We start from the raw sequence: 15109 nt of genomic DNA, 5'->3' as shown, positions 1-15109 counted from the left end.
GCAAAGTTACGCGTCGGCGGTTTCTTCATCCAGTAGACGAAGGGCGGTTTCACCTACCTTGCGCACGGCGCCCTCGATCTGCGGCGTGGGCCGCGCTGCGAAGTTCATGCGCAAGCAGTGGCGGAACTTGCCCGAGGCCGAGAAGATGCTGCCTACCGCAACCTGCACGCCCTGCTCCAGTAAAGCGCGGTTCAGCCGCAGCGTATCGAAATGTTCGGGTAATTCCACCCACAGCATGAAGCCGCCCTGCGGCCGGCTGACCCGGGTACCTGCCGGGAAATAGCGGGTTACCCAGTCGCTCATCAGGTCGCGGCCCCGCTGGTACTGGCTGCGCATGCGCCGCACGTGGGGCTGGTAGTGCCCGCCGGCGATGAAGTCGGCAATGGCCAGTTGCGGCTGGCTGGCGCTGCTGCCGGTGCTGATGTACTTCATGTGCAGCACCCGCTCCAGGTAGCGCCCGGGTGCCACCCAGCCGACCCGCAGGCCAGGGGCGAGGGTCTTGGAGAACGAACTGCAGAGCAGCACGCGGCCATCGTCGTCGAATGATTTGAGGGTACGTGGGCGTGGGTAGGTGTAGGCCAGGTCGCCGTACACATCGTCTTCCAGAATGGCAACGTCATAGCGCTGGGCCAGGCTCAGCAGGGCCTTCTTGCGTGCTTCTGGCATGATGTAGCCCAGTGGGTTGTTGCAGCTGGGGGTGATCTGGATGAGCTTGATCGGCCACTGCTCCAGGGCCAGCTCCAGCGCCTCCAGGCTGATGCCTGTGACCGGGTCGGTGGGAATCTCCAACGCTTTCATGCCCAGGCCCTTCAGGGTTTGCATGGCACCGTGGAAGCTGGGCGAGTCGACCGCGACGATGTCACCTGGTTCGCACACTGCGCGGATGCTGCACGACAGTGCTTCATGGCAGCCGGTGGTGATGACCAGGTCGGCCGGGCCAAGGCGGCAGCCGGAGTCGAGTACCAGTCGGGCTACCTGTTCGCGCAGGGCCAGGTTGCCGTGGATGTTGTCGTAGTAAAGGCCGGGCATGTCCTGGCGCCGGCTCAACTGGGCGAGGCTGCGCAGCAGCGGCTTTAGGGTCGGGCTGTCGATGTCGGGCATGCCGCGGCCGAGCTGGACCACGTCTTTGCGCGGCGTGCTGCGTATCAGTTCCAGTACCTGTTCCCACTGCGAGATATCCACCGGGCGCTGGGCCGGGCGGCTGACGGCGGGCAGGGCAGGCAGTTGGCGGTGGTCGCTGACGAAATAGCCGGACTTGGGCCGCGGCGAGACCATACCGTTGTCTTCCAGCATGCGATAGGCCTGCTGCACGGTGCTCAAGCTGACCCCGTGCTCCACACTCAGGGCGCGCACTGAGGGCAGGCGCTGGCCGGGGTGATAAAGGCCCTGCTCGATGCGGGCACCGATCAGTTCGGCGAGGTTCAGGTAGAGGGTCATGGCATACTCCTGCGCTGCGTTGGCATGGCGACCGGTACAGTTTCCCTGAAAATACAGCATTCAGTCGGCCGGCGGCCAATTCTGTATGGGAATAATAAGGCTTTTTTGAGGCTGTATTGTCAGTACTGCCGACGCGCATGCTTTCTCCACGGTAACAACTGGATGGGAGATAGCAGCGATGAGTGGCATAAGCGATGTGCGCTTGCAACTGATGGCCAAAGAACTGGAAGCCGGGCAGCAGACCAAGGTTTTCAGTGCACCGGCGGGGCTGGGGCGCTGGGGGTTGATGATGCACCGCTGGCATACCCGCAGGGCGCTGCTGGAGTTGACCGATGACCAGTTGCGCGATGTCGGGCTGACCAGGGAGCAGGCCCGGATCGAGGGCAGTAAACCTTTCTGGCGTGACGGGCCTGCCCCGCTCCCACAACAGCGGTGTGTGCTTTCAGGCTAATTCTTTAAGCCTGTGCCACAACATGCCCAACGCCAGTAGTGGCGAGCGCAGGTGCTGGCCACCGGGGAAGGTGATGTGCGGCACCTTGGCGAACAGGTCGAAACGCCCGCTCTCCTGGCCGCTGATGGCCTCGCCCAGCAGGCGTGCGGCCAGGTGGGTGGCGTTAAGCCCGTGGCCGGAATAGGCCTGGGCGTAATACACGTTCGGCTGGCTGGCCAGGCGGCCGACCTGTGGCAGGCGGTTGGCGCCGATGCCGATCATGCCGCCCCACTGATAATCGATACGCACGTCGGCCAGCTCCGGAAATACCTTGAGCATTTTCGGCCGCATGTAGGCAGCGATGTCCTTCGGGTCGCGGCCGGAATAGTGACAGGCACCGCCGAACAGCAGCCGGTTGTCGGCGGACAGCCGGTAGTAATCCAGTGCCACACGCTGGTCGCACACGGCCATGTTCTGCGGCAGCAACCTGCGGGCGCGTTCCCCACCCAGCGGCTCGGTGGCGATGATGTAGCTGCCGGCTGGCAACACCTTGCCGCCCAGTTCGCGGTTGAGGTTGTTGTGGTAGGCGTTGCAGCACAGCACCAAGGTCTTGGCGCGTACCCGCCCTTGGGCGGTGTGCACTTGTACCTCTGAGCCGTAGTCGATACGGGTCACTTCGGACTGCTCGAACAGTTTTACGCCCAGGCGGGCAGCTACGGCGGCTTCGCCCAGGGCCAGGTTGAGCGGGTGCAGGTGCCCCGAGCCCATGTCGACCAGCCCGCCCACATAGCAGCCGGCACCGACCACGCTGTGGATATCGTCCTTGCCGACCAGGCGCAGCTCATGTGCGTAACCCAGGCTGCGCAGTTCTTCGGCGTCCTCGGCGAAGCCCAGCAGCTCGGCGGGTTTGTTGGCCAGGTCGCAGTAGCCCCAGGTCAGGTCGCAGACGATGGCATGCTTTTCCACCCGCTCGCGGACGATCTGCACGGCCTCCAGGCCCATCAGCTTCATGCTGCGCACACCGTCCTCACCAATCACCGGCAGGAACTGCTCCAGGCCATGGCCGACACCGCGGATCAGCTGCCCGCCATTACGCCCACTGGCGCCCCAGCCGAGCTTGCGCGCTTCCAGCAGAATGACCGAGAAGCCGCGTTCGGCCAGTTCGATGGCGGTGTTCAGGCCCGAGTAGCCACCACCGATGATGCATACATCGGCGCTGTGTTCGCCTTGCAGGAAGGAGTGGTCAGGGTGTGGCGCGCTGCTGGCGGCGTAGTAGGAGGCGGCGTGCTGCGCGCTGTGGATCATGGGCTCGGTCCTGAGGCTGATGGGTTAGGGGAGGAGGATAAGCCGGGGCTCTGGGGTGGGCAACCGCTTGGCCTGGTTGACACGGCCCCCTGTAGGAGCGGCCTTGCGTCGCGATTGGGCCGCAGGGCGGCCCCGGCAATACTTGCGGCGAAGCTGGAATCCTGGGGGCGCTACGCACCCCTTTCGCGACACAAGGCCGCTCCTACAAAGAGCGTGTGGGCCTATAATCCGGGCTGGTTTTCAATAGTTGTACCTAGCCATGTCCTGCAACCGCCACAAGATCCACTTCCTGCGCGAACTCATCCCTTCCTTCGAGTGCGAACCCGGCTGCCACGACTGCTGCGGCCCGGTCACCACCTCGGCGGAAGAAATGGCCCGCCTGCCACGCAAGTCACAGGCCGAGCAGGACGCCGCGCTGCAGCGCCTGGACTGCGTGCACCTGGGCCCCAGCGGTTGCACGGTGTACGAAGAGCGGCCGATGATTTGCCGCCTGTTCGGCACCACCCCGCGCATGGCTTGCCCGCGCGGCCGTGGCCCTGAGCCGATGATCGACCCCGGCGCCGAGCAGCTGGTGCACCAGTTCATCGCCACCACCCGGCAGGTACTGGTTTAACGTCAGTCCGGGATCGGCAGGCACAGGCTCTCTTTCACTTCCTCCATCACGATGTAGCTCTTCGACTCACGCACGTGCGGCAGTTTCAGCAAGATGTCGCCAAGCAGCTTGCGGTACGAGGCCATTTCCGAAATGCGCGCTTTCACCAGGTAGTCGAAGTCACCAGAAACCAGGTGGCACTCCAATACGTGCGGCAGCTTCAGCACCGCGCGGCGGAACTCCTCGAAAGTGTCGCCCGACTTGTAGTCCAGGCTGATTTCCACGAACACCAACAGGCTGCCCTTGAGGTGCTGCGGGTTCAGGCGGGCGTTGTAGCCCATGATGATGCCCTCGCGCTCCAGGCGGCGAACCCGCTCGGTGCAAGGGGTGGTGGACAGCCCAACTTTCTCGCCCAGTTCGGTGAAGGAAATACGCCCGTCATTCTGCAGGATACGCAGGATGTTACGGTCGATCTTGTCCAGTTCACGCTTGCTCTGGTGCTGGGTTCTCATAGGGGATGCCCCTCCGTGAAAGGCGATTTTGCCGAGAATTCTCGCCAATAATAGGCTTTTATATAGTGAATTGCACTGGTCTCGAATTCCTATACTGCGCCCATTCATGCCATTTCAATAAAAGTCTGCGGCGTGCCGCGTGTGAGGGATATAACGATGCGAGTTCTGGTACTTGGTAGCGGCGTAATCGGAACCGCCAGTGCCTACTACCTGGCCCGGCAAGGTTTCGAAGTCACGGTGGTCGACCGCCAGCCGGCGGTGGCCATGGAAACCAGTTTTGCCAACGCCGGCCAGATCTCGCCCGGCTATGCCTCGCCCTGGGCCGCCCCAGGTGTGCCGTTGAAGGCCGTGAAGTGGCTGCTGGAGCGCCACGCCCCACTCGCCATCAAGCTCACCGGCGATGTCGACCAGTACCTGTGGATGGCCCAGATGCTGCGCAACTGCACCGCCAGCCGTTACGCGGTGAACAAGGAACGCATGGTGCGCCTGTCCGAGTACAGCCGTGACTGCCTTGACGAGCTGCGCGCCGAAACCGGCATCAACTACGAAAACCGCAGCCTGGGCACTACCCAGCTGTTCCGCACCCAGGCTCAGGTTGATGCAGCGGCCAAGGACATTGCCGTACTCGAACAGTCCGGCGTGCCGTATGAGCTGCTCGACCGCGACGGCATTGCCCGCGTCGAACCGGCCCTGGCTGGCGTGAAGGACATCCTGGCCGGCGCCCTGCGCCTGCCCAACGACCAGACCGGCGACTGCCAACTGTTCACCACCAAGCTGGCCGACATGGCGCTGAAGCTGGGTGTGGAATTCCGCTTCGGCCAGGATATCCAGCGCCTGGACTTTGCGGGTGACCGCATCAATGGCGTGTGGATCGACGGCAAGCTGGAAACCGCCGACCGCTACGTGCTGGCACTGGGCAGCTACTCGCCGCAGATGCTCAAGCCGCTGGGCATCAAGGCCCCGGTGTATCCGTTGAAAGGCTACTCGCTGACCGTGCCGATCACCAACGGCGACATGGCCCCGACCTCGACCATTCTGGATGAAACCTACAAGGTTGCGATCACCCGTTTCGACAACCGCATCCGCGTGGGCGGCATGGCTGAAATCGCCGGTTTTGACCTGTCGCTGAACCCGCGTCGGCGCGAAACGCTGGAGATGATCGTCAACGACCTTTATCCTCAGGGCGGTGACCTGAGCCAGGCCAGCTTCTGGACCGGCCTGCGCCCGGCGACCCCGGACGGTACGCCGATCGTGGGTGCCACGGCGTTCCGCAACCTGTTCCTGAACACCGGTCACGGTACCCTGGGCTGGACCATGGCGTGCGGCTCCGGTCGCCTGCTGGCCGACCTGATTGCGCGCAAGAAGCCGCAGATCAGCGCCGAAGGCCTGGACATTTCCCGTTATGGCAACAGCCCGGAAGTGGCCAAGCACGGGCAGACTGCGCCGGCTCACCAGCAGTAAGTTCGCCTGTTCCGGCCTCTTCGCGGCTAAAGCCGCTCCCACAGGGACCGCACAATACTTGGCATTGTGCGGTCCCTGTGGGAGCGGGTTCACCCGCGAAGAAGCCAACACCGATCTCAACCTGTGAACCAGCGTAACCACAGGGAGTGCATGTTCCCGGACATTGTGCGGTCCCTTGTGGGAGCGGCTTCAGCCGCGAAGAACCCAACACTGTTTTCAACCTGTGAACCACCATAAGGCAGCCGCCATGCGTCCCGCCCGCGCCCTGATCGACCTCCAGGCCCTGCGCCACAACTACCGTCTGGCCCGTGAACTGACCGGTGTCAAAGCCCTCGCCGTGATCAAGGCCGATGCCTACGGCCATGGCGCCGTGCGCTGCGCCCTGGCCCTGGAGGCAGAAGCCGATGGCTTTGCCGTGGCCTGCATCGAAGAGGCGCTGGAACTGCGCGCCGCGGGTATCAAGGCACCGGTGCTGCTGCTGGAGGGCTTCTTCGAAGCCAGCGAGTTGGCGCTGATCGCCGAGCATGACTTGTGGTGCGTGGTGCACTCGCTGTGGCAGCTGGAAGCCATCGAGAAAACCCAGGTACACAAGCCGCTCACCGTATGGCTGAAGCTCGACAGCGGCATGCACCGCGTCGGCCTGCACCCCAAGGATTACCACGACGCCTACCAGCGCCTGCTGGCCACCGGCAAGGTTTCACGCATCGTACTGATGAGCCACTTCGCCCGCGCCGATGAGCTGGGCGCCGACGCCACCGCGCAGCAGATCGCCGTGTTCGAAGCCGCCCGCCAGGGCCTGGCCGCCGAGTGCAGCCTGCGCAACTCGCCTGGCGTACTGGGCTGGCCACAGGCACCCAGCGACTGGGTACGCCCGGGCCTGATGCTGTACGGCGCCACACCATTCGAAGTGGCCCAGGCCGAGGCCGAGCGCCTGCAACCGGTAATGACGTTGCAATCGCGCGTCATCAGCGTGCGCGAGCTGCCTGCCGGCGAGCCGGTGGGCTACGGCGCCAAGTTCGTCAGCCCACGGCCAACCCGTGTTGGCGTGGTTGCCATGGGCTATGCCGATGGTTACCCGCGCCAGGCGCCCAACGGTACCCCGGTGCTGGTGGCCGGCCAGCGCGCCCAGCTGATTGGCCGGGTATCGATGGACATGCTCAGCATCGACCTCACCGACGTGCCGCAAGCCACCGTCGGCAGCCCGGTCGAGCTGTGGGGCAAGCAGGTGCTGGCCAGTGAAGTGGCTGCGCATGCGGGCACCATTCCGTACCAGATCTTCTGCAACCTGAAGCGGGTACCACGGGACTACGTCGGCGAATGACACGCTGAAGCGGACAGGTTGAGGGGCGGTGTGTTGTAAATACTGAACGGCATTGCCATGATATCGTTCACATTCACCCCCCTTTCCACCGTTTCAGGAGGCTCCAGCTTTGGACGTCGGCGAACGACTGCAAGCCATCCGCAAGCTCAAGGGCCTGTCCCAGCGCGAACTCGCCAAGCGGGCCGGGGTGACCAACAGCACCATCTCGATGATCGAGAAAAACAGCGTAAGCCCTTCGATCAGCTCCTTGCGCAAGGTGCTGAGCGGCATTCCCATGTCCATGGTCGAGTTCTTTTCGGTCGAGCTGGAGGCCGAAAGCCCGGCGCAAATCGTCTACAAGGCCCACGAGCTGATCGACATTTCGGATGGCGCGGTGACCATGAAACTGGTCGGCAAGTCGCACCCCAACCGTGCCATCGCCTTCCTCACCGAGGTGTACCCGCCAGGCGCCGATACCGGTGCCGAAATGCTCACCCACGACGGCGAAGAAACCGGCATCCTGCTCGAAGGCCGCCTGGAGCTGGTGGTCGGCAACGAGATCTTCATCCTCGAAGTGGGCGACAGCTACTACTTCGAAAGCACCCGTCCGCACCGTTTTCGCAACCCGTTCGACCAGCCTGCGCGGCTGATCAGCGCGGCGACGCCATCAAACTTTTGATCCAGCGCAGTGCATTGATTCGGCAATACCCCTTTCCCGTGTAGGGTCGTTTCACGGCCTCTGGGTTCCCGCTATACTTTTCAACGCTCGCCGTTCCGTGGCCGCGAGCGTGATTAGCCACCATGAGGGTGTTCGCGTGAACCAAATCAAGAAGATGCTGGCCGTACCAGCAGCCGTATTCGCCCTCTGGGCAATGAGCGCAACCGCTGCGACCAATGACGACATCGCCAAACGCCTGGAACCGGTTGGCCAGGTGTGCGTCCAGGGCCAGGAATGCAAAGGCATGGAAGTGGCTGTTGCAGCAGGGGGCGGGGGTGCGAAAACACCGGACGAGATCATCGCCAAGCACTGCAATGCCTGCCATGGCACCGGGCTGCTTGGTGCGCCTAAAGTGGGCGACACCGCCGCGTGGAAAGAACGCGCCGACCACCAGGGCGGCCTGGATGGCATCCTGGCCAAGGCCATTACCGGCATCAACGCCATGCCGCCGAAAGGCACCTGCGCGGACTGCTCGGATGACGACCTGAAAGGGGCAATCAAGAAAATGTCCGGGCTTTGAGCCGCAGCTGAATTGCATGAGGCCCGCCATTATTGGCGGGCTTTGTTTTTGTGGTGGCTGTGCCGGCCTCTTCGCGGCTAAAGCCGCTCCTACAACGACCCAGGCACCACACGGATAATTGTAGGAGCGGGTTTACCCGCGAAGAGGCCCGCCCAGGCAACCAACCCGCTTGAACCCATGTCCAACCCCTGAACCCATGGATGTCTCAGGAGGCCCCGATGCACCTCTGCTCCATCGACCAGGCTGTCGAGCAAGTCCTGGCGCGCCTGCCAGCCCATATCCACATGGGCCTGCCGCTGGGCCTGGGCAAGCCCAACGCCTTCGTCAATGCGCTTTACGCCCGCATCCGCGAGCTGCCCGAACGGCAGCTGACCATTTACACGGCACTATCCCTCGGCCGCCCGCCACTGGGTGATGGCTTGCAGCGGCGCTTTCTCGAACCCTTTGTCGAACGTGTCTTCGCCGACTACGAAGAGCTCACCTACCTTGCCGAATTGCGCAACGACACGCTGCCACCCAACATCCGCGTCGAGCAGTTCTTCATGCAGCCGGGCAGCCTGTTGCACAGTGAGTCGGCCCAGCAGGATTACGTCAGCAGCAACTACAGCCACGCCGCACGTGACATCAACGCCAAGGGCCTGAACCTGATTGCCCAGCTCGTAGCGGCCACCCCCGAGAAACCGGTGCACTTGAGCCTGGCCTGCAACCCCGATATCACCCTCGACCTGTTGCCGATGATCGCCAAGCGCCGCGCCGCCGGCGAAACCATCCTCATGCTCGGCCAGGTGCATGCCGAGCTGCCCTACATGCCAGGCGATGCCGAGCTGCCCATCGATGCTTTCGACCTGCTGCTCGATGAAGCCGAGCAACGCCGGCTGTTCTCCACGCCGAACATGCCGGTCGGCCTCCAGGACCACTGCATCGGCCTGCACGCCAGCAGCCTGGTGCGTGACGGCGGTACGCTACAGATCGGTATTGGTGCCATGGGCGATGCGGTCGCCGCGGCATTGCTGGCGCGCCAGGGCGACAACGCCGGCTACCGTGCGGTGCTCGATGCACTCGATGTCGGCCCCTGGCAGGCGCTGATCGAGCGGGAAGGGGGGCTGGATACTTTCGCTCAAGGCCTCTACGGCTGCAGCGAGATGTTCGTCAACGGCCTGCTGGTGCTGGCCGAGGCAGGCCTGTTGCGACGCCCGGCGGATGAGCAGGGCGCGTTGTTGCACGGTGGCTTCTTCCTTGGCCCGCAGGCGTTCTACCAGCGCTTGCGCGAGATGCCGCTGGAGCAGCGTGCACAATTCGTCATGACCCGTATCAGCTTCATCAACGAACTCTACGGGCAAGAGGAACTCAAGCGACGCCAGCGTCGCGATGCACGCTTCATCAACACGGCGTTCGGCATGACCCTGCTGGGTGCCGGCGTTGCCGACCAGCTGGAAGATGGCCGGGTGCTCAGTGGCGTGGGTGGGCAATACAACTTCGTTGCTCAGGGCCATGCGCTGGAGGGCGGGCGCTCGATCCTGCTGTTGCGCAGTTGGCGCGAGGCGGGCGGGGAGGTGACGTCGAACATTTTCTGGACGTATGGCCACTGCACCATCCCCCGGCACCTGCGCGATATCGTGGTGACCGAGTACGGCATTGCCGACCTGCGCGGGCAGACTGACAGCGAGGTGATTGCGCGGTTGCTGGCAGTGTGTGATTCGCGGTTCCAGCAGGGGCTGATCGAACAGGCCAAGAGCGCCGGCAAGCTGGCCAGGGATTTTCAGCTGGACGCACGCTTTGCCGATAACACGCCGCAGCGGCTGGAGGCGGTCAGGGCGGGGCATGCGCGGTTGTTCCCGGAGTATCCGCTGGGTACGGACTTTACGGCCGAAGAGCGGGACTTGCTGCGGGCGCTGAACTGGTTGAAGAGCAAGTTCAAGCTGAGCGAGGTGCTGGAGTTGGGCAAGGCCGCACTGGATGCGCCGGGGCCGGAGGGGTATGAGCGGCATCTGGAGCGGATGCAGCTGGATCGTCCGCAGGGGCTGAAGGAAGAGCTGTACCAGCGGTTGTTGCTGGCGGGGTTGGCAGCAACCCAATAAACCCCAGGGCGCATTGGCCCGATGTAGGAGCGGGTTTACCCGCGAATGCGGTGGTACATTCGATATCGCATTCGCGGGTAAACCCGCTCCTACAAGGGACCGCGGAGCGGCCTTATTCGATGAAGGAAACCACACCACCTTCCAGCGATTTCACCCGGGCCAGCGATTCAACGCGGTAGCCCTGGCTGTCCAGCTCGGCACGGCCGCCCTGGAACGACTTCTCGATAACAATGCCCAGGCCCGCCACGGTGGCGCCGGCTTGCTTGATGATCGAGATCAGCGCCTGCGAGGCCTTGCCGTTGGCCAGGAAGTCGTCGATCACCAGCACGCGGTCGCTGCTGTTGAGGTGGCGCGGCGAGATGGCCACGGTGTTCTCGGTCTGCTTGGTGAAGGAATACACCGAGGCAGTCAGCAGGTTCTCGGTCAGGGTCAGCGACTGGTGCTTGCGGGCGAAAATCACCGGCACGCCCAGCTTCAGGCCCGTCATCACCGCCGGGGCAATGCCCGAGGCTTCGATGGTGACGATCTTGGTCACGCCGGCATCGGCGAACAGGCGGGCGAACTCGTCACCGATCAGCTGCATCAGCGCCGGGTCGATCTGGTGGTTGAGAAACGCGTCGACTTTGAGAACCTGGTCGGAAAGCACGATGCCTTCTTCGCGAATCTTCTGATGCAGTGCTTCCACTGTAGTTTCCTCGATGTAACAAAGGTTGCCGCTAGCTAGCGGCAAAGTTTAAGAGTAATGGTTGATCAGCGTTTGAGCATTGCCCGGATATCGGCCAGGGCGTTGTTGCCGCGTGCGGCCTTCACCTCGACCGGCGCATCGTCCAGGCCCTCCCAGGCCAGGTCGTCCGGTGGCAGTTCGTCGAGGAACCGGCTGGGCGTGCAGTCGATGATTTCACCGTACTGCTTGCGCTTGGCAGCGAAGGTGAAGGCCAGGGTCTGGCGCGCGCGGGTGATGCCCACGTAGGCCAGGCGGCGTTCTTCTTCGATGGTGTCGGCCTCGATGCTGGAGCGGTGCGGGAGGATTTCCTCTTCCATGCCCATGATGAACACGTAAGGGAATTCCAGGCCCTTGGAGGCGTGCAGGGTCATCATCTGCACACCTTCGGCGTTCTCTTCTTCTTCCTGCTGGCGCTCGAGCATGTCGCGCAGCACCAGCTTGCCGATGGCGTCCTCGATGGTCATTTCACCCTCTTCATCCTTCTCGAGGGTGTTCTTCAGCGCTTCGACCAGGAACCAGACGTTGCTGATGCGGAACTCGGCAGCCTTGTCGCTGGCGGTCTGCTGGCGGATCCAGTTCTCGTAGTCGATGTCGCGAATCATCTCTTGCAGCGCGGCAATCGGGTCTTCCAGGGCAACCTTGTGGCGCACCCCGTCCAGCCAGTGCTTGAAGCGCTGCAAACGCTCGGTGTAGCGCGCGTCCAGGTGCTCGCCCAGGCCCAGCTCCTCGCTGGCGGCGTACATCGAAATGCCGCGCTCGGTGGAGTAGTTGCCGAGCTTTTCCAGGGTGGTGGAGCCGATTTCGCGGCGCGGCACGTTGATTACCCGCAGGTAGGCGTTGTCATCGTCCGGGTTTACCAGCAAGCGCAGGTAGGCCATCAGGTCCTTGACCTCCTGGCGGCCGAAGAAGCTGTTGCCGCCCGACAGGCGATACGGCACCTGGTGGTGCTGCAGCTTCAGTTCGATCAGCTTGGCCTGGTAGTTGCCGCGGTAGAGGATGGCGAAGTCGCTGTACGGCCGGTTGGTGCGCAGGTGCAAGGTGAGGATTTCCATGGCCACGCGTTCGGCCTCGGCTTCCTCGTTCTTGCAGCGGATCACGCGGATCTCGTCGCCCACGCCCATCTCGCTCCACAGCTGCTTTTCGAACGCATGCGGGTTGTTGGCGATCAGTACGTTGGCGCAGCGCAGGATGCGGCTGGTGGAGCGGTAGTTCTGCTCCAGCATGACGATCTTCAGGGAGGGGTAGTCCTCCTTGAGCAGCATCAGGTTCTCGGGGCGGGCACCGCGCCAGGCGTAGATCGACTGGTCGTCGTCGCCCACCACGGTGAACTGGTTGCGCATGCCGATCAGCATCTTCACCAGCAGGTACTGGCTGGCGTTGGTGTCCTGGTATTCGTCCACCAGCAGGTAGCGCACGCGGTTCTGCCAGCGCTCCAGCACCTCGGGGTGCTCCTGGAACAGCTTGACCGGCTGCAGGATGAGGTCGTCGAAGTCCACCGCGTTGAACGCCTTGAGCGTGCGCTGGTAGTGGGTGTAGACGATGGCGGCGGTCTGCTCGCGCGGGTTGCGCGCCTTTTCCAGGGCTTCGGGCGGCAGGATCAGGTCGTTTTTCCAGGCACCGATCATGTTCTTGATCTCGTCGATGCCGTCGTCGCCGGAGTATTCCTTCTGCATGATGTCCGACAGCAACGCCTTGATGTCGGACTCGTCGAAGATCGAGAAGCCCGGCTTGTAGCCCAGGCGCTCGTGCTCCTTGCGGATGATGTTCAGGCCCAGGTTGTGGAACGTGCACACCGTCAGGCCGCGGCCTTCCCCCGGGCGCAGCAAGGTGCCGACCCGCTCCTTCATCTCGCGTGCGGCCTTGTTGGTAAAGGTCATCGCCACGATGTACTGGGCACGGATGCCGCAGTTCTGGATCAGGTGGGCAATCTTGCGCGTGATCACGCTGGTCTTGCCCGAGCCTGCACCGGCGAGCACCAAAAGAGGGCCGCCGACGTAGTCACGGGCTTCCTGCTGCCGGGGATTGAGTCGGGACATGCTAGAAACCGGGGGTCGCCAGAAAATAGCCGCGCATTCTAACAGGCATGGGGCGGTTGTGGCGCGACCGTCTGACGTCTGAGTCAAATATGCAATGGGTATTTGCCGGCTGGCGCAGTTTCGCGCAGGATGCACGACAAAATACGTCGGGACGCTACACGCTGAAAAACATGTATAAAAGTGAAAATCATTTTCATTAAATACAGTAGCATACCCGTCAGATCCCGTTGCACCGTGAAGCCTAAGGAGCCCGCTTGTCCACGCCTGTCGAACCTTTGCGTTTGCTGCTGTTGGCCGATGAGCCGCAATGGGCCGCCTTGCTGCACACATGCCTGCCTGCCCTGGGGGGCAGCGCCGTGCTGCTGACTGCGCCAAACTGGGAGGCGGTCGACAGCCTGTTCAGCCATGACCGCCAGGCGGTCATCCTGGCAACACCGGCACTGCAGCCGGCACCCGGGCGTTGTGAGCTGCCAACCATCCTGCTGCTGGACGACGAGCCCGAGTTGGCACCCAGCGGCGTCAGCGACTGGCTGGTACGCGAACAGCTCAATGCCGATACCCTGCGCCGCTCGCTGCGCCATGTGCGCGAACGCGGCGTGCTGGTGGCTACCTTGCAGCGCCTGGCCGAGCAAGACCCACTGACCGGTATCGCCAACCGCCAGGGCTTTCAGGCCCTGCTCACCGCACGCTTGGCCGAAAACGAAGGCCGTGGCGTTGCCCTTGGCCACCTCGACCTGGACAACTTCCGCCACGTCAACGACGCCCTTGGCCACCAGAGCGGCGACCGCCTGATCCTGCAGGTGGTGGCACGCCTGAAGCACCAGCTGGAAGCGGGCGACCAGCTGGCGCGCCTGGGCAGCGACGAGTTCGCCCTGTTGATCGACACCCGCCGCGATGCCAACCGCGCCGAGTGGATTGCCGAGCGCATTGTCGAGGCGCTGGCCGAACCCTACTGGATCGATGGCGAAAGCCTGCTGCTGGGTTGCAGCCTGGGCTTGGCCCATGCCCGTGCCCACAGCGGCGCCGACCCGCTGATGTGGCACGCGCACATCGCCATGCGCCAGGCCAAGGGCAGCCAGGGCTGCACCTTCCATGTGTTCAACGAGCGCATCAACCGCAACGCCCGTAGCCTCGCCGACCTTGAAAGCGAACTGCGCCGCGCCCTGCGCCGTGACGAGCTGGAACTGCACTACCAGCCTCGGCTGAACCTGGCCGACGGGCGCATCGTCGGCCTGGAGGCGCTGGTGCGCTGGCGGCATGCCGAACGTGGCCTGCTGCCGCCCAGCGAGTTCGTGCCGCTGGCCGAGCAGAGCGGCCTGATCGTACCGTTGGGCTACTGGGTGATTTCCCGTGCCCTGCGCGACATGCAGGCGCTGTGCGAACGCGGCCTGGAGCCGCTGCACATGGCGGTCAACCTGAGCTTCCGCCAGTTCCAGGACAGCCAGTTGCTGGCCACCTTGAGCCGGCTGATCCTTGAACACGGCGTGGATGCCCGCTGGCTGGAGTTCGAACTGACCGAAACGGCCGTGATGCGCCGCAACGAGCTGGTGCGCCAGACCATGGATGCGCTGGGCCGCCTTGGCGTGCGTTTCTCGCTGGATGACTTCGGTACCGGTTTTTCTTCGTTCGTGCACCTCAACAGCCTGCCCATCACCTTGCTCAAGGTAGACCGCAGCTTTGTTGCCGAAATGGAAATGCGCGAAGAGAACCGCAAGCTGGTGCACGCCATGATCAACCTGGCGCACAACCTCAACCTCGAGGTGGTGGCCGAAGGGGTCGAGAGTGAAGAGCAGTTGGAACTGCTACGCGGGTTTGGTTGCGACCAGGTGCAAGGGTTCCTGGTCAGCAAGCCGTTGCCGGTAGGGGAATTGATCGAATTTCTGCTGCGGGTGCCCGGCCGTCAGCTGGATGCTGTCCTCTAGGGCCCTTTCGCGGGTGAACCCGCTCCCACAGGGTTGCGCGGTCCCTGTGGGAGCGGGTTCACCCGCGAAGAGGC

General features: G+C 63.5%; 13 protein-coding genes. 8 read left to right on the top strand and 5 right to left on the bottom strand.

All coding sequences use genetic code 11. The features are described 5' to 3' along the window. Positions 1-6: 6 nt before the first annotated feature. Positions 7-1437, bottom strand: coding sequence for an aminotransferase-like domain-containing protein (locus IAE39_RS03445; RefSeq protein WP_201199428.1), 1431 nt, complete (start codon positions 1435-1437; stop codon positions 7-9). A 178-nt stretch (positions 1438-1615) separates the two neighbouring features. Between IAE39_RS03445 and IAE39_RS03440 the strand changes: the two genes are divergently transcribed. After that, positions 1616-1888, top strand: a complete 273-nt coding sequence (locus IAE39_RS03440; RefSeq protein ID WP_201199427.1) for a DUF1127 domain-containing protein — start codon at positions 1616-1618, stop codon at positions 1886-1888. Here IAE39_RS03440 and IAE39_RS03435 read toward each other — a convergent pair. Then, entirely contained in the window at positions 1880-3172 is a 1293-nt protein-coding gene (locus IAE39_RS03435) for an NAD(P)/FAD-dependent oxidoreductase (RefSeq protein WP_201199425.1), read from the bottom strand. The two genes, IAE39_RS03440 and IAE39_RS03435, sit on opposite strands and share 9 nt — an antisense overlap. Before the next feature lie 259 nt (positions 3173-3431). Between IAE39_RS03435 and IAE39_RS03430 the strand changes: the two genes are divergently transcribed. Beyond that, entirely contained in the window at positions 3432-3785 is a 354-nt protein-coding gene (locus IAE39_RS03430; RefSeq protein ID WP_201199423.1) for a YkgJ family cysteine cluster protein, read from the top strand. Between the two features lie 2 nt (positions 3786-3787). Here IAE39_RS03430 and dadR read toward each other — a convergent pair whose 3' ends face one another. Then, positions 3788-4276, bottom strand: a complete 489-nt coding sequence (gene dadR / locus IAE39_RS03425) for a transcriptional regulator DadR (protein WP_003258963.1) — start codon at positions 4274-4276, stop codon at positions 3788-3790. 156 nt (positions 4277-4432) lie between these two features. Between dadR and dadA the strand changes: the two genes are divergently transcribed. The 5 genes from dadA to IAE39_RS03400 all read left to right on the top strand — a co-directional run bounded on the left by dadA (position 4433) and on the right by IAE39_RS03400 (position 10353). Then, positions 4433-5737, top strand: a complete 1305-nt coding sequence (dadA, locus tag IAE39_RS03420; RefSeq protein ID WP_201199421.1) for a D-amino acid dehydrogenase — start codon at positions 4433-4435, stop codon at positions 5735-5737. Positions 5738-5984: 247 nt separating this feature from the next. Further along, on the top strand, positions 5985-7058 hold the full coding sequence (gene alr / locus IAE39_RS03415; RefSeq protein ID WP_201199419.1) for an alanine racemase: 1074 nt from the start codon (positions 5985-5987) through the stop codon (positions 7056-7058). A 109-nt stretch (positions 7059-7167) separates the two neighbouring features. Beyond that, positions 7168-7716, top strand: a complete 549-nt coding sequence (locus tag IAE39_RS03410; protein WP_201199417.1) for a cupin domain-containing protein — start codon at positions 7168-7170, stop codon at positions 7714-7716. 154 nt (positions 7717-7870) lie between these two features. Continuing rightward, on the top strand, positions 7871-8275 hold the full coding sequence (locus tag IAE39_RS03405; protein ID WP_033692624.1) for a c-type cytochrome: 405 nt from the start codon (positions 7871-7873) through the stop codon (positions 8273-8275). Positions 8276-8493: 218 nt separating this feature from the next. Then, a complete protein-coding gene (locus IAE39_RS03400; protein WP_201199415.1) occupies positions 8494-10353 on the top strand; it encodes an acetyl-CoA hydrolase/transferase family protein in 1860 nt (619 codons plus the stop codon). Between the two features lie 112 nt (positions 10354-10465). Here IAE39_RS03400 and IAE39_RS03395 read toward each other — a convergent pair whose 3' ends face one another. Continuing rightward, complete coding sequence (locus IAE39_RS03395) at positions 10466-11038, bottom strand: xanthine phosphoribosyltransferase (protein WP_003253535.1); 573 nt, start codon at positions 11036-11038, stop codon at positions 10466-10468. A gap of 65 nt (positions 11039-11103) precedes the next feature. After that, complete coding sequence (gene rep, locus IAE39_RS03390) at positions 11104-13113, bottom strand: DNA helicase Rep (protein WP_201199413.1); 2010 nt, start codon at positions 13111-13113, stop codon at positions 11104-11106. Between the two features lie 254 nt (positions 13114-13367). Between rep and IAE39_RS03385 the strand changes: the two genes are divergently transcribed. Then, entirely contained in the window at positions 13368-15035 is a 1668-nt protein-coding gene (locus IAE39_RS03385) for a putative bifunctional diguanylate cyclase/phosphodiesterase (RefSeq protein WP_201199411.1), read from the top strand. Positions 15036-15109 lie beyond the last annotated feature (74 nt).

The organism is Pseudomonas sp. S37 (genome assembly GCF_016658545.1).
Lineage (GTDB): Bacteria > Pseudomonadota > Gammaproteobacteria > Pseudomonadales > Pseudomonadaceae > Aquipseudomonas.
This window is presented reverse-complemented; position numbering and strand designations above follow the sequence as displayed.

What these genes read in the sequence shown, in the direction of transcription:
- IAE39_RS03445 (WP_201199428.1), bottom strand. Translation starts at nt 1,437, where the DNA reads ATGACCCTCTACCTGAACCTCGCCGAACTGATCGGTGCCCGCATCGAG.
- IAE39_RS03440 (WP_201199427.1), top strand. Translation starts at nt 1,616, where the DNA reads ATGAGTGGCATAAGCGATGTGCGCTTGCAACTGATGGCCAAAGAACTG.
- IAE39_RS03435 (WP_201199425.1), bottom strand. Translation starts at nt 3,172, where the DNA reads ATGATCCACAGCGCGCAGCACGCCGCCTCCTACTACGCCGCCAGCAGC.
- IAE39_RS03430 (WP_201199423.1), top strand. Translation starts at nt 3,432, where the DNA reads ATGTCCTGCAACCGCCACAAGATCCACTTCCTGCGCGAACTCATCCCT.
- dadR (WP_003258963.1), bottom strand. Translation starts at nt 4,276, where the DNA reads ATGAGAACCCAGCACCAGAGCAAGCGTGAACTGGACAAGATCGACCGT.
- dadA (WP_201199421.1), top strand. Translation starts at nt 4,433, where the DNA reads ATGCGAGTTCTGGTACTTGGTAGCGGCGTAATCGGAACCGCCAGTGCC.
- alr (WP_201199419.1), top strand. Translation starts at nt 5,985, where the DNA reads ATGCGTCCCGCCCGCGCCCTGATCGACCTCCAGGCCCTGCGCCACAAC.
- IAE39_RS03405 (WP_033692624.1), top strand. Translation starts at nt 7,871, where the DNA reads ATGCTGGCCGTACCAGCAGCCGTATTCGCCCTCTGGGCAATGAGCGCA.
- IAE39_RS03400 (WP_201199415.1), top strand. Translation starts at nt 8,494, where the DNA reads ATGCACCTCTGCTCCATCGACCAGGCTGTCGAGCAAGTCCTGGCGCGC.
- rep (WP_201199413.1), bottom strand. Translation starts at nt 13,113, where the DNA reads ATGTCCCGACTCAATCCCCGGCAGCAGGAAGCCCGTGACTACGTCGGC.